Annotated in this window: 12 protein-coding genes; 9 read left to right on the top strand and 3 right to left on the bottom strand. The window is 72.2% G+C overall.

Annotated features, from left to right (window positions below):
• Window positions 1-37: 37 nt before the first annotated feature.
• A complete protein-coding gene (locus ACIQNU_RS08900) occupies window positions 38-1,537 on the bottom strand; it encodes an LVIVD repeat-containing protein (protein ID WP_401362977.1) in 1,500 nt (499 codons plus the stop codon).
• Between the two features lie 214 nt (window positions 1,538-1,751).
• Between ACIQNU_RS08900 and ACIQNU_RS08895 the strand changes: the two genes are divergently transcribed.
• The 3 genes from ACIQNU_RS08895 (at window position 1,752) to ACIQNU_RS08885 (ending at window position 5,645) form a co-directional block, all read left to right on the top strand.
• Window positions 1,752-2,468 (top strand): DUF305 domain-containing protein, encoded by a 717-nt coding sequence (locus tag ACIQNU_RS08895; protein ID WP_401362974.1) that lies wholly within the window; start codon window positions 1,752-1,754, stop codon window positions 2,466-2,468.
• A 168-nt stretch (window positions 2,469-2,636) separates the two neighbouring features.
• Window positions 2,637-4,046 carry an FAD-dependent oxidoreductase gene (locus tag ACIQNU_RS08890; RefSeq protein ID WP_401364205.1) on the top strand — a complete coding sequence of 470 codons (1,410 nt, stop codon included), beginning with the start codon at window positions 2,637-2,639 and terminating at the stop codon, window positions 4,044-4,046.
• A 93-nt stretch (window positions 4,047-4,139) separates the two neighbouring features.
• On the top strand, window positions 4,140-5,645 hold the full coding sequence (locus tag ACIQNU_RS08885; protein ID WP_401362971.1) for a nucleobase:cation symporter-2 family protein: 1,506 nt from the start codon (window positions 4,140-4,142) through the stop codon (window positions 5,643-5,645).
• Here ACIQNU_RS08885 and ACIQNU_RS08880 read toward each other — a convergent pair.
• Complete coding sequence (locus ACIQNU_RS08880) at window positions 5,550-5,900, bottom strand: ArsR/SmtB family transcription factor (RefSeq protein WP_401362968.1); 351 nt, start codon at window positions 5,898-5,900, stop codon at window positions 5,550-5,552. The two genes, ACIQNU_RS08885 and ACIQNU_RS08880, sit on opposite strands and share 96 nt — an antisense overlap.
• Before the next feature lie 222 nt (window positions 5,901-6,122).
• On the opposite strand from ACIQNU_RS08880, the gene ACIQNU_RS08875 reads away from it, so the two are divergent.
• The 6 genes from ACIQNU_RS08875 to ACIQNU_RS08850 all read left to right on the top strand — a co-directional run bounded on the left by ACIQNU_RS08875 (window position 6,123) and on the right by ACIQNU_RS08850 (window position 12,562).
• Complete coding sequence (locus ACIQNU_RS08875) at window positions 6,123-7,202, top strand: NADH:flavin oxidoreductase/NADH oxidase (RefSeq protein WP_401362965.1); 1,080 nt, start codon at window positions 6,123-6,125, stop codon at window positions 7,200-7,202.
• Window positions 7,203-7,269: 67 nt separating this feature from the next.
• Entirely contained in the window at window positions 7,270-8,190 is a 921-nt protein-coding gene (mmuM, locus tag ACIQNU_RS08870; protein WP_401364202.1) for a homocysteine S-methyltransferase, read from the top strand.
• A gap of 195 nt (window positions 8,191-8,385) precedes the next feature.
• The gene (locus ACIQNU_RS08865; protein ID WP_401362962.1) at window positions 8,386-9,471 is read left to right on the top strand and encodes a WD40/YVTN/BNR-like repeat-containing protein; all 1,086 of its coding nucleotides are present in this window, start codon (window positions 8,386-8,388) and stop codon (window positions 9,469-9,471) included.
• Window positions 9,472-9,830: 359 nt separating this feature from the next.
• Window positions 9,831-10,508, top strand: a complete 678-nt coding sequence (locus ACIQNU_RS08860) for a uracil-DNA glycosylase (RefSeq protein WP_401362960.1) — start codon at window positions 9,831-9,833, stop codon at window positions 10,506-10,508.
• Entirely contained in the window at window positions 10,505-11,536 is a 1,032-nt protein-coding gene (locus ACIQNU_RS08855; protein ID WP_401362957.1) for an N-acetylglucosamine kinase, read from the top strand. Before ACIQNU_RS08860 ends, ACIQNU_RS08855 begins: the two co-directional genes overlap by 4 nt.
• 105 nt (window positions 11,537-11,641) lie before the next feature.
• The gene (locus ACIQNU_RS08850; protein WP_401362954.1) at window positions 11,642-12,562 is read left to right on the top strand and encodes a sirohydrochlorin chelatase; all 921 of its coding nucleotides are present in this window, start codon (window positions 11,642-11,644) and stop codon (window positions 12,560-12,562) included.
• Window positions 12,563-12,649: 87 nt separating this feature from the next.
• On the opposite strand, the gene ACIQNU_RS08845 is transcribed toward ACIQNU_RS08850, so the two are convergent.
• Window positions 12,650-13,699: a lactonase family protein gene (locus tag ACIQNU_RS08845; RefSeq protein WP_401362951.1), complete on the bottom strand. Its 1,050-nt coding sequence runs from the start codon at window positions 13,697-13,699 to the stop codon at window positions 12,650-12,652.
• Window positions 13,700-13,853: the final 154 nt, after the last annotated feature.

The following is a 13,853-nucleotide window of genomic DNA, read 5'->3' as shown; positions in this document are numbered from 1 at the left end:
ACAGGACCCGTCGGACAGTGCCGTCAGTTACGGCCGGTCAGTCGAAGTAGTCCGGCTGCGTCTGGACGTTGAGCTCGTCCAGCCTGACGCGCTTGGCGGGGTCGGTCCGCCGGTCGCTCAGCTTCAGTACGTCGAAGCCCTTCGCGATGTCGTTCGAGTAGATGTAGCCGTTGTAGTAGTACGCCGACCACGAGCCGCCGGTCGTCATGGTGTCCGTGGTGAGCGGGCCGCGCTCGAAGTAGCCGATCTCCTTCGGCTTCGTCGAGTCGGTGAAGTCCCAGACCGAGACACCGCCCTGGTACCACGCCTGGACCATGATGTCCTTGCCCTTGACCGGGATCAGCGAGCCGTTGTGGGCGACGCAGTTCTCGGTGCTGGCCTGGTGGCGCGGGATCTTGTAGTAGCTGCGGAACACCAGCTTGCGGTGGTCACCGCGGCCGACGATGTCGTAGATGCCGTTCGCGCCGCGCTTGGGGCCCACGGCCTCGTTGCAGGTCGCGGCGCCGCCGCCGCCCAGCTCGTCGGTGAAGACGACCTTGTCGGCGTCCTGGTTGAAGGTCGCCGAGTGCCAGAACGCGAAGTTGACGTTGTCCTGGACGACGTCGATGACCTTGGGGCGCTCCGGGTCCTTGATGGACATCAGGATGCCGTCGCCCATGCAGGCACCGGCGGCCAGGTCCTTGGACGGCAGCACGGTGATGTCGTGGCAGCCGGTCGTCTTGGAGACGCCCGGGTTGGTCGGCGCGCCGGGGTTGCCACCGCCGTCCGGGCCCTCGCCCGGGAACAGCACCGGGAAGTTCACGACCGCGGCCTTCTGGGGCGCCTTGCGCGGCACCTTGATGATCGAGATCCCGTCGTGCGGCGGCTGGCAGTCGGGGAACGTCACGCTCGGCGAGTACGACGAGACGTAGATGTAGACGTCCTTGCGCTCGGGTACCAGCGAGTGCGTGTGCGAGCCGCAGGCCGTCTCGACGGCGGCGACGTACTTCGGGTTGCGCTTGTCGCTGATGTCGAAGATCTTCATGCCCTCCCACGACGACTTCTCGGTCGCGGGCTGGCTCGTGCTGGCACACGAGTTGTCGCTGCGCGAGGAGTCCGTGGACAGGAAGAGCAGGTTCCCGGAGACGGAGATGTCGTTCTGGGAGCCGGGGCACAGCACCTGGGACACCGTCCTGGGCGCCTTCGGGTTGCTGATGTCGAAGATACGGAAGCCGTCGTAGTTGCCGGCGAAGGCGTACTTGCCCTGGAAGGCGAGGTCCGAATTGGTGCCGGGCAGGGCGTCCTTGGGGATGTTGACCAGGTGCTCGACGTTGTCGGAGTGGACGATCTCGTCCTGTGCGGGTATGTCCCCGTCGGCTATGGCCGCGCGGGTGTCGGCGGCCACGTCCTTCGACACACGCTGCGCTGACGGAGCGTCACCGGGGTCGGGCGTCGCGACCGCGGGTGCGGCCGTGAGCAGCGCGGCGAGCAGCCCGCTCGCCACGACGGCAACTCCGAGGCGTCTGCGTCGCGTTCGGGGGTTGTTCAACAGGGTCACTGCTTCCTCCCTCTTCACCGTCCGCGTTGGAACGGTTCACGGACACACGAAGTATCGTCTTCCTCATGCACATATCAACAGACGGCAACGAACTCGTCATCAATGTTTTCGATCATTGACGTAAGGAACCGTGCCAGTACGGACAATGAACCGTGCTAGTACGGACATCGAACGTCGTAGGTCCCCAACTCGCCGTACGCCGCAGGAGGATGCAGTGCCCCATCGCCGTACCCCCCGTCGCCGTCCCCTCAGCGGCCCTGCCGCGTCCCCGCGGGTCCGGCGCGCGCCGCTGCTCGTCCTGTCGTGCGCGGCGCTCGTCCTCGCGCTCGGCGCGTGCGACTCCGGGGGCGGGTCCGACGACGACGGCACTTCGGGGAAGGCGGCGCCGGGACCGTCCGTGATCGCCCCGGGCAAGCCCGGTGAGGCGGCCGAGACGCTGTCGGCGGCGGACGCCGCGAAGAGGAAGGGCGACGACAAGCCCAACTCGGCCGATTTCAGCTATGTGCAGATGATGATCGAGCACCACGGGCAGGCCCTGGAGATGACCGGGCTCGTCGCGAAGCGTGCCGAATCGGACAAGGTGAAGCGGCTCGCCGAGCGCATCGCCTCCTCGCAGGGGCCCGAGATCGACGCGATGGACGGCTGGCTCAAGAACAACGGCGGGGCGCGCGAGGAGAAGTCGTCCGGGCACGAGCACCATGCCGCGATGCCGGGGATGGCGTCGGACACCCAGCTCGCCAATCTGCGCACGGCCCGCGGCAAGGCGTTCGACGAGTTGTTCGTCAAGCTGATGATCACCCACCACGAGGGCGCCCTCACGATGGCCACGGATGTGCTGGGGCAGGGCAACAACGTCCTGGTCGAGGAGATGGCCAATGACGTGATCGCGCAGCAGACGAGCGAGATCTCCCGGATGCGCGACATGCCCTGACGTCCGGAGGCGTGGCTCACCCGGCGTCCGGAGGCGGGGTTCGCCCCGGCATCCGGGCGGGCGACATGCCTGACACGGCCGGGCGTCTCCCCTTGCGGCCCTCGGGGTGCCATGCTGAAGGAGAGGGCGGTCACTCTCCGTGGCCGCCTCGCGGAAGGGAGTTCCGCCGTGCTCCAGGTCGCCGTCGTCGGTTCGGGTCCCAGCGGGGTCTACACCGCCCAGACCCTCGTCCAGCAGGACCCGGACGTCCGGGTCGACGTACTGGACCGGCTGCCCTGCCCGTACGGGCTCGTGCGCTACGGCGTCGCACCCGACCACGAGAAGATCAAGTCTCTCCAGAACAATCTGCGGACGGTCCTGGAACACGACCGGGTGCGCTTCGTCGGCGGGGTCGATGTGGGCCCCGGCGGCCTGACCACGGAGCGGCTGCGGGAGCTGTACCACGCGGTCGTGTACTGCGTCGGAGCGGCCACCGACCGCAGGCTCGGCGTCCCCGGAGAGGATCTGCCGGGGAGCTGGTCGGCCACCGAGTTCGTCTCCTGGTACAGCGCGCACCCGGACACCGCTCAGGACGATTTCCTGCGGGGCGCGCGGTCCGCCGTCGTCATCGGCGTGGGCAATGTCGCCGTGGACGTGACCCGCATCCTCGCGCGCGGGGTCACCGAACTGCTGCCCACGGACATGCCGCAGGCGGCGCTCGACGCACTCGGCGCGAGCCAGGTCCGCGAGGTCCAGATGGTGGGCCGGCGCGGCCCCTCGCAGGCCAGGTTCACCACCAAGGAGCTGCGCGAACTCGGCGCCCTGCCGGACACGGACGTCGTGGTCGACCCGGCGGAGCTGGCCCTCGACCCGGCGTACGCCGATCCGTCCGGGCTGCCCGCGGTGCAGCGGCGCAATGTCGAGGTCCTGCGCGGCTGGGCCGAGCGCCCCGCGCGCGGGCACACGCGGCGCATCAGGCTCCGGTTCTTCCTGCGGCCCGTGGCGCTGATCGAGGAGGCGGGGCGCGTCGGCGCGGTCCGCTTCGAACGGACCGCGCCGGACGGGCAGGGCGGGGTGACAGGCACGGAGCGGTACGAGGACATCCCGGCGCAGTTGGTACTGCGCTCGGTCGGCTACCGCGGGGTTCCGCTGGCCGGGCTGCCGTTCGACGCCCGCCTCGGGACGGTGCCGCATCGCGCGGGGCGGGTGGTACGGGGCCCTGAGGGCGTTCCCGTGGCGGAGGCGCCGGTGTCGCCGGGTGAGTACGTCGCCGGATGGATCAAGCGCGGCCCCACGGGTGTCATCGGCACGAACCGGCCGTGCGCCAAGGAGACCGCCCTGTCCCTGCTCGCGGACGCGCCCGCCCTGCTGGCCAGGGGACCGCTGCCCGATCCCCTGGAGGTCCTGCGGGACGCGGGGCTGCGGCCGGTGGAGTGGCCGGGCTGGCAGGCGATCGAGCGCGCCGAGGCCGAGTGGGGCGCGTCGCTGGGGCGCGGCGTGGTGAAGCTGCCGGACTGGGACGCGCTGATGACGGCGGCGGAAGGTGCGGCGGCACGGGGTGGAGCGCCGGCCGTTCAGGGGGCCTGCGAGACCCGCTGAGGGAGACACCTCCCGGCAACAGGGCCGAAATCAACAAACTGTTCAAGCGGTCTACGGTCGCGGGCAGTCCCGGTCCCTGCCCCTGGAGAGCCCATGACGACCCCGGATTCCGCGCGCCCGGCCGACGCCGAACGACCAGCCGTACACCCAACGGTCGAAACACCCCTGCCCCCATCCGCGCACCCACCCGTGCACCCGGTCGACGAGGTCCCGCCCCTCCGCCAACTGACCGCCTTCGGGCTTCAGCACGTCCTCGCGATGTACGCGGGCGCGGTCGCCGTGCCGCTCATCGTCGGCGGTGCGATGAAGCTGCCGCCCGCGGATCTGGCGTATCTGATCACCGCGGATCTGCTGGTGTGCGGGATCGCGACGCTGATCCAGTGCGTGGGCCTCTGGCGGTTCGGCATCCGGCTGCCGATCATGCAGGGCTGCACCTTCGCGGCCGTCTCACCGATGGTGCTGATCGGGACGACCGGCGGCGGACTGCCCGCGATCTACGGCGCCGTGATCGTCACGGGGCTGGCGATGATGCTGCTGGCGCCCGTCTTCGGGAGACTCCTGCGCTTCTTCCCGCCGCTGGTCACCGGCACCGTCATCCTGATAATCGGCGTCTCGCTGCTCCCGGTGGCGGGCAACTGGGCGGCGGGCGGGGCGGGTTCGCCGGACTTCGGGGCGCCGCGGAACATCGGCCTCGCGGCGCTCGTCCTGGTCGTGGTGCTCGCGGTGCAGCGGTTCGCGCCGCCGTTCCTGAGCCGGGTCGCCGTGCTCGTCGGGATCGTCGTGGGTGTGCTGGTCGCGATACCGGCCGGGTTCACGGACTTCGGCGGGGTCGGGGACGCCGACTGGCTGGGCGTCAGCACGCCGTTCCACTTCGGGGCGCCGACCTTCCACGGCGCCGCCATCGTGTCGATGCTGATCGTGGGGCTGGTGGCGATGGTCGAGACCACGGGTGACTTCATCGCGGTGGGCGAGCTGACGGACCGGCCGGTGAAGCCGCGGGCGCTCGCCGACGGACTGCGCGCGGACGGCCTGTCGACGGTGCTCGGCGGGGTCTTCAACACCTTCCCGTACACCGCGTACGCGCAGAACGTGGGTCTGGTCGGCATGACGCGGGTGCGCAGCCGCTGGGTGGTCGCGGCGGCCGGCGGCATGCTGGTGCTGCTCGGTCTGCTCCCGAAGCTGGGCGCGGTGGTCGCGGCGATTCCGGCGCCGGTGCTCGGCGGCGCGGGGCTCGTCATGTTCGGGACGGTCGCGGCGAGCGGGCTGCGGACGCTGGCCCGGGTCGACTTCCGCGACAACCACCATCTGACCGTGGTCGCCGTGTCGGTGGCGGTGGGCGTGCTTCCGGTCGGGGTGCCGGAGATCTACGCGAAGTTCCCCGACGGGTTCCAGACAGTCATGGACAGCGGGATCAGCGCGGGCTGTGTCACCGCGATCGCCCTGAATCTGCTGTTCAACCACCTGCCGGGCACCAAGACGGTACCGGCGGATGCCGGGAAGGGGTCAGTTGTCGCCGATACGGGCGGCCTGCCGGGCGGCGGACGCGAGGACGCTGTCGATCAGGCCGGGGAACAGGGCGTCCAGGTCGGCCCGGCGTAGCCCGTTCATCTTGGCGGTGCCCTGGTAGGTCTGCTGGATGACCCCGGCCTCGCGCAGCACCCGGAAGTGGTGCGTGGTGGTCGACTTGGTGACCGGCAGGTCGAAGTGCGAACAGGAGAGCGCGCCGCCGTCCTCGGCGATCTCCCGTACGACGCGCAGGCGCATGGGGTCGGCCAGGGCGTGGAGCACGCCTTCGAGACGGATGTCCTCGCGGCCGGGGTGCGCGAGTTCGCGGCTGGGGGCTGCGGTCGTCACAGCGGCTCCACTTCGTCGGGAGGGTTTCGCGGGAAGGTCCGGTGCGCCGGGCCGGGACCCGCCGTCCGGTCGTACGAGACCCATCCCCGTAGTACGAGACCCATCGTAGTTTGACATTCACCGTAGTACGAGGTCTATCGTACAACCAGAAGCCCGCGACCGCACCGGGCGGTGCCTGCCCGGGTCGTACTCCCGTGCCCCCATGATGAATTGGAGTCCGCCGTGAGCGTACTGTTCGAGCCCTGCACGCTGCGATCGCTGACCATCCCCAACCGTGTGTGGATGGCGCCGATGTGTCAGTACTCCGCCGAGCTGTCGGGGCCGGACGCGGGCGTGCCGAACGACTGGCACTTCGCCCACTACGCGGCACGGGCCGTGGGCGGTACGGGCCTGATCCTCGTCGAGGCGACGGCCGTCAGCCCCGAGGGCCGGATCTCCCCGGCGGACCTGGGCGTCTGGAACGACACGCAGGTCGAGGCGTTCCGCAGGATCGTCGCCTTCCTCACCTCGCAGGGCACCGTTCCTGGGATCCAGCTCGCTCATGCAGGGCGCAAGGCGTCGACCGGACGGCCCTGGACCGGCGGTGGACCGCTCGGCGCCGATACGGGTGCCTGGCGGACGCTCGCGCCCAGCGCGGTCCCCTTCGACGAGGGTTACCCGGTGCCCGCGGAGCTGTCCGTGGAGGAGCTGCGGGCGATCGTGGGGCAGTTCGCGGACGCGGCGCGCCGGGCGCTCGACGCGGGCTTCCGGGTCGCCGAGGTGCACGGCGCGCACGGCTACCTGATCGGGCAGTTCCTGTCGCCGCACTCCAACCGCCGCACCGACGCGTACGGCGGCTCCTTCGAGAACCGGGTCCGCTTCGCCCTCGAAGTGGTCGACGCGATCCGCGAGGTGTGGCCGGACGACCAGCCGCTGTTCTTCCGGATCTCGGCGACCGACTGGCTGGACCAGAACGGCTGGACCGCCGACGACACCGTCCGCTTCGCCGCCCTCCTCAAGGATCACGGCGTGGACCTGCTCGACGTGTCCACCGGCGGCAACGCGGCCGGGGTCAGCATCCCCGTCGGCCCCGGCTATCAGGTGCCCTTCGCGGCGCGCGTCAGGGCCGAGACGGGTCTGCCGGTCGCCGCCGTCGGTCTGATCACGGACCCGGAGCAGGCCGAGAAGATCGTCGCCAACGGCGAGGCCGACGCGGTGCTCCTCGGCCGTGAACTGCTGCGCAATCCCTCCTGGGCCCGGCACGCCGCCCGCACACTCGGCGGTGATGTGCACGTACCGCCGCAGTACCACCGGTCCGTCTGAGACCCGCCCCGCACAGGACAGGCCCTGGCCGGCGCGGCGGTCGGTTAGCGTCGGACACGTGGACGAGATCCCGGGAGCGGCCGGAGCGGCCGGGGCCGCACTCACCGAAGCCGTCGGCCGCCGCGCCGTGGTGCTCGACGGCGGGCTGTCCAACCAGCTCACGGACGCCGGGCACGACCTGAGCGACGCCCTGTGGTCCGCCGGGCTGCTCGCCGACCGGCCCGACGCGATCGTCGCCGCACACCGCGCGTACTACGAGGCGGGCGCCGAGGTCGCCATCACCGCGAGCTATCAGGCGACCTTCGAGGGCTTCGCCCGGCGTGGCATCGACCGGGCGGGCACCGCCGAGCTGCTGCGGTCGAGCGTCGCCCTCGCGCGCGAGGCGGCGCGCCAGGCGCCCGGCCCCGGCCCCCGGTGGGTGGCCGCGTCGGTCGGCCCGTACGGCGCGTTTCTCGCCGACGGCTCCGAGTACCGGGGGCGGTACGGGCTGACCGTCGGCGAACTGGAGCGCTTCCACCGCCCCCGCATCGAGACGCTCGCCGATGCCGCGCCCGACGCGCTGGCCCTGGAGACCGTCCCGGACACCGACGAGGCCCGCGCCCTGCTGCGTGCGGTACGGGGCATCGGGCTGCCCGTGTGGCTGTCGTACAGCGTCAGCGGCGACCGTACGCGCGCGGGGCAGCCCTTGGCCGACGCCTTCGCGCTCGCGGCGGACGCGGACGAGGTGATCGCTGTCGGCGTGAACTGCTGCGCTCCCGGTGACGCGGACGCGGCGGTGGCCCTGGCCGCCCGGATCACCGGGAAGCCGGTGGTCGTCTATCCGAACAGCGGCGAGTCCTGGGACCCGGTGCGCCGCGCCTGGTACGGACCGTCGCGCTTCACGGCCGCGCGGGTCGCCGGGTGGCGGGCGGCGGGGGCCCGGCTCATCGGCGGCTGCTGCCGGGTGGGGCCGGAGGCCGTCGCGGACGTGGCGGCGGCACTGCGCTGAGACCGGCGGGCACCGGCGCACCGCCGCGGTCACCCCCGGCACCGCGCCGTCACCGCCGCCACCACACTCGCGGCCGGCACCACTCTCACCGCTGTCACCTGCGGAAACGTCGTCGTCGCGCTCACTGTCAGTGGTGCGGTGCAAACTGGCCCTTGTCCAGAGAACGGTGACAACGGCGTCCCGGTGGTGGTCGGCATGACGGAAGTACTGCTCGCGGTGGGTACCCGCAAAGGGCTGTTCATCGGCCGCAGGCGCGGCGGTGCGTGGGAGTTCGACGACGCTCCGTACTTCAACGCGCAGGCGATCTACTCGATCGCCATCGACACCAGAGCCACCGTGCCCCGGCTGCTGGTCGGCGGCGACAGCGCGCACTGGGGACCCTCGGTGTTCCACTCCGACGACCTCGGCCGGACCTGGACCGAACCGGCGCGCCCCGCGGTGAAGTTCCCCCCGGACACCCTCGCCTCGCTGGAGCGGGTGTGGCAGCTCCACCCGGCCGCCGCCGAGCCGGACGTCGTGTACGCGGGCACGGAACCCGCCGCCCTGTACCGCTCGGACGACCGCGGCGAGAGCTTCGAGCTGGTCCGGCCCCTGTGGGAGCACCCGACCCGGTCGCGGTGGGTGCCGGGCGGCGGCGGTGAGGGGCTGCACACCGTCGTCACCGACGCGCGCGACCCGCGCGCCGTGACGGTCGCCGTCTCGACCGCGGGTGTGTTCCGCACCGAGGACGGCGGAGCGAGCTGGTCTCCGTCGAACGCGGGCGTCTCGGCCGTGTTCCTGCCCGATCCGAACCCGGAGTTCGGCCAGTGCGTCCACAAGATCGCACAGGACGCGGGCGACCCGGACCGGCTGTACCTCCAGAACCACTGGGGTGTGTACCGCAGCGACGACAAGGGCGCGCACTGGACGGACATCGGCTCCGGGCTGCCGTCGACGTTCGGCTTCGCGGCGGCCACCCATCCGCACCGCGGCGACACGGCGTACGTCTACCCGATCAACGCGGACGCGGACCGGGTGCCCGCCGATCACCGCTGCCGTGTGTACCGCACGGCGGACGCCGGGAAGAGCTGGGAGCCGCTGTCGGCGGGGCTGCCCGAAGGCGCCCACTACGGGACGGTCCTGCGGGACGCGCTCTGCACGGACGACGCGGATCCGGCGGGAGTGTACTTCGGCAATCGCAACGGCGAAGTGTACGCATCGGCCGACGACGGGGACAGATGGCGGCAGTTGGCCTCGCATCTGCCGGACGTTCTGTGCGTGCGGGCCGCAGTCGCCGCGTAACAGGCAGCGACACAGGACGAGTTCGGCCATCACGTCCGAAAACAGACGTGACGAAAAACATCATCGACTCTTCATTCTCTTTCGAAACCTTCACAGGCCCTGAACCGTATTCCTAAGGGAGGTATCAACAAACGACACCAGGTGTCCTGGGAAGGAGATCACCGTGGTCCCCGTCTGCCCGTACTGCAAACGCGTGGAGTGCATCTGCCGGGCCCTCGGGGGCGTCGCGCCGGGGGCCCGGCGTGACCGTCCCGGGGAAAGGGGCACCGTCACTCGGCGGTACTCTTCGAGCCGCGTGGGTGAACGGCGATCCACGTGGGTGGACTTACCGATCTGAGACTTCTGGGGGGCACGGCCGCGTGGCACCACGACCCTTGCACGACATCGTCGAACCGGGCTGGGCGAAGGCCCTGGAACCGGTGGCCGGACGGATCTCCGAGATGGGGGACTTCCTCCGCGCGGAGATCGCCGCGGGCCGTACGTATCTGCCCGCCGGCGCACATGTGCTGCGGGCGTTCCAGCAGCCGTTCGACGAGGTCCGGGTCCTCATCGTGGGGCAGGACCCGTATCCCACCCCGGGGCATGCCGTGGGGCTCTCCTTCTCCGTGGCGCCCGAAGTGCGCCCGCTGCCCGGCAGCCTGATCAACATCTTCCGTGAGCTGAACACGGACCTGGGCCTTCCGCAGCCGTCCAACGGCGATCTCACCCCGTGGAGCCGCCAGGGCGTGCTCCTGCTGAACAGGGCGCTCACGACGGCGCCCCGGCGGCCCGCCGCCCATCGCGGCAAGGGCTGGGAAGAGGTCACCGAGCAGGCGATCCGGGCGCTCGCCGAGCGCGGCCGGCCCCTGGTGTCGATCCTGTGGGGCCGCGACGCGCGCAACGCCCGCCCGCTGCTCGGGGATTATCCGTCGGTCGAGTCGGCGCACCCCTCGCCGATGTCGGCGGACCGCGGGTTCTTCGGCTCGCGCCCGTTCAGCCGCGCCAACGACCTGCTGACCCGGCAGGGTGCGGAGCCGGTGGACTGGCAGCTGCCGTGACGGAGACCGCGCCCGGCGACGGGCCGGCCGGCCCGTCGGCCGACACACCATTCGAGGCACCGGGCGCCGTGCTCGCCGTCGACTCCGGCGGCTCCGGGCTGCGGGCCGTCGTCGCCGTGGCCGGTGTCGCGCGTACCGCGCCCGTGACCTCGGCCGAGCCCGTCCGCACCGGCCCGAGCGGTATCGACCCCGGGCACCTCCTCGACCAGCTCCTGCCCATGGCGGACGGTCTGCTGCGCGCGGCGGGCGCCACCGGGCTGCGGGCGGTGGCCATCGGCGCCACCGGGATGGCGACCCTCGGCGACGCCCTGCGCGCCGAACTGCCCGCCGCCCTCGCGAAGGAGCTGGGCGTACGGCGCCTCGCCCTGGCCGCCGACGCCGTCACCGCGTACGCGGGCGCGCTCGGGCACCGGCCCGGCGCGGTCGTCGCCGCGGGCACCGGGATGATCGCCGTCGGCACCGATCTCACCGCCTGGCACCGCGCCGACGGCTGGGGTCATCTCCTCGGCGACTGCGGCGGCGGCTCGTGGATCGGGCGGGCCGGACTGGAGGCGGCGATGCGCGCGTTCGACGGACGCCGTGGCGGATCGCCCGCGCTCCTCGCGCGCGCGGAGGAGATGTTCGGCCCGGCCGGAGACCTTCCCGGAAAGCTCTACCCGCGCACCGACCGGCCCGCCGTGCTCGCCTCCTTCGCCCCTCAAGTCGCCGCCTGCGCACCCCTGGACGAGGTCGCGGCCGGCATTCTGCGCGCCGCGGCGACGCACATCGCGGAAGCGGCGGCGGCCGTGTCCCCCGCCTCCGGTCCCTGCGAAGTGGCGCTGACGGGTGGCTTGTTCAAGATGGGCGAACCTCTACTCGCGCCGGTCCGCGCGGAGTTGGCGCGCCTGCTTCCGCACGCGCGGGAAATCCCCGCCGAGGGCGACCCGCTGCACGGTGCGGTGCGGATCGCGTCCGACCTCGCGGCGGGCGGGACCACACTGCCCCATGACGGCAGGATGCTGTACATCCGTACGGAAAAAGACAGTTGATGCTTTCCCTTCCGTAGCGCACTGATCAGACATATACGGACGGATACCGCTCACCTGCACCCTCCCCGAACAGGGGAACCCTTGAAGCCAGTAGCATGCGGCGCCATGAGCACCCCCACTGGGCCCGCCTCCGGCCTGCCAGTACGAATGCCGCGACCCCGACAGTCGGGACGGCACCGCCGCCCCGAACCCGTGGTGGCGCCCGAAGGTGCGCCCGCGCTCGTGCTCGCGGTCCCGGGCACGCCCAGTGGCGCCACCCGGAGCCTCGCCGAGGAGGTCGTGAGCATCGCCCGCTCCGAGCTTCCCGGCCTCGACGCCAGGATCGGATACCTGGACGGGGACGACGGCGAGTTCCTGTCCCTTCAGGCCGTGCTCGCGCACGCCGCCCAGGAGCGCACCGCCCGCTTCGAGCAGGCACGCGCCGACGGCGCGGACGTGACCGAGCCGGACGGCCCCGTCGCGGTCGTGGTGCCGCTGCTCGCGGGCCCGGACGCCGCGCTGCTGCGCCGGGTCCGCCAGGCCGTGATGGACAGCCGCACCGCCGCGGAGCTGACCGATGTCCTCGGTCCGCACCCGCTGCTCGCGGAGGCGCTGCACGTCCGGCTCTCCGAGGCCGGTCTGGCCCGCGCCGACCGCGCCCGGCTGTTCACGGTGGCCACGGCCGCCGACGGCATCATCCTCGCCTCGGTGGGCGGCGAGGAGGCCGTGCAGGCCGCCGGGATCACGGGCATGCTCCTTGCCGCGCGGCTCGCGGTGCCGGTGATGGCAGCGGCCCTCGACGACCAGGGCTCCATCGCGGCGACGGCGGAGCAGCTACGGACGTCGGGCTCGTCGCAGCTCGCGCTCGCGCCGTATCTGATCGGGCCGGAGATCGACGCGACGCTCGTCGAGGAGGCAGCGCGCGAAGCGGGGTGCTCCGCCGCCGAATCCCTCGGCGCCTACCCGGCGATCGGCAAGCTGGCCCTGTCCAAGTACACGACGGCCCTGGGGATCGCCCAGCAGCCGACGGGCGCGCCCGCGCACTGAACACGCACCAACACGCGCAGCATGACGGCCGTAGGGCCCGCTCCTGGCCGGGAACGGGCCCTACGGCCGTCATGCTGCGGGTGGGTGTCAGTCGAAGACCACGCACGAGACGGCGGGCGCGTCCAGGGCCCCGGCCCGGCGCGGAAGCCCCGTCTCCAGGTCGACCTCGAACCAGGTCACGTCGCCGGAGCGCTCGTTGGCCGCGTACAGATGCCGGCCCGTCGACCCCAGCGCCAGATCGCGCGGCCAGTGTCCGCCGCACGGCACCGTCGCCAGGAACCGCAGCCGCTCCCCCGCCTCCTCGACGGCGAGGACCGACACGACGTCCTCGCCCCGCGTCGCGGTCCACACGAAACGGCCGTCGGGCGCCACGACGATCGCGGACGGATAGGCGTCGCCGTCCGGCGCGCCCGGCAGTACGGATGTCTCACCGAGCGGCTTCAGCGCGCCGTCGTCCGCGTCCCAGCGGCAGACGGTGACGGTGGGCGTCAGCTCGTTCAGGACGTAGGCGATGCCGCCGCGCGGGTGGAACGCCAGATGGCGGGGACCCGATCCGGGGCGCAGCGCCACCTCCCGGTGCAGGGTCAGGTCGCCGCCCGCGTCCAGCGCGCACACCCTCAGGGAATCGGTCCCGAGGTCCACACCGACGGCCCACCGGCCACTCGGGTCGGGCACCACCTGATGGGCGTGCGGGGCCTGTTGGCGCTGCGGATGCGGGCCCGATCCCTTGTGCGTGAGCACGGCGGACGGGGCGTCGCCGAGGGTCCCGTCGGGGCGCAGCGGCACGGCGGTGACGCTGCCGGAGCCGTAGTTGGCGGTCAGCACATGGCCCGCGTGCACCGCGAGATGGGTGGGGCCCGCGCCCCGCACCGGGACGGGCGGCGCGGTGAGTTCGGGTGTCGCGCCGGTCACCCGGTACGCGGCGACGGCCCCTTCGTCCGTCTCGCTGACGGCGTAGAGCAGGTCACCGGCGGGGGCGAGCGCGAGATACGAGGGGTCCGCGACCGCGTCGCTGACGCCGAGGACCGTGAGCGCGCCCGTCGCGTGGTCGACGGCGGCGGTGACGACGCCCCAGCCGCCGGCCGCCGTGAAGGATCCGATGTACGCCCGCCCGGCGTCCCTGCCGCCCACTGCCACTGAACTGTCCCCTCTCGGCTGCCTGCGTTGGTGCGGCCGACGGTAGCAGCCAACGGCGAGCGGTCTAGACCAGATCCCCGGCGACGTCGCGGTGTCGGCCCGTGAAGGTGCCGTCCGGTGCCGTCCGGTGCCGCCGGGTGGTCGAGCGCGCGGG

The organism is Streptomyces sp. NPDC091292, assembly GCF_044757265.1.
Classification (GTDB): domain Bacteria; phylum Actinomycetota; class Actinomycetes; order Streptomycetales; family Streptomycetaceae; genus Streptomyces.
This window is presented reverse-complemented; position numbering and strand designations above follow the sequence as displayed.

Bases quoted from the DNA above. Each gene is read 5' to 3' on its own strand.
- ACIQNU_RS08850 (WP_401362954.1), top strand. From the start codon at position 11,642: ATGAGCACCCCCACTGGGCCCGCCTCCGGCCTGCCAGTACGAATGCCG.
- ACIQNU_RS08865 (WP_401362962.1), top strand. From the start codon at position 8,386: ATGACGGAAGTACTGCTCGCGGTGGGTACCCGCAAAGGGCTGTTCATC.
- ACIQNU_RS08885 (WP_401362971.1), top strand. From the start codon at position 4,140: ATGACGACCCCGGATTCCGCGCGCCCGGCCGACGCCGAACGACCAGCC.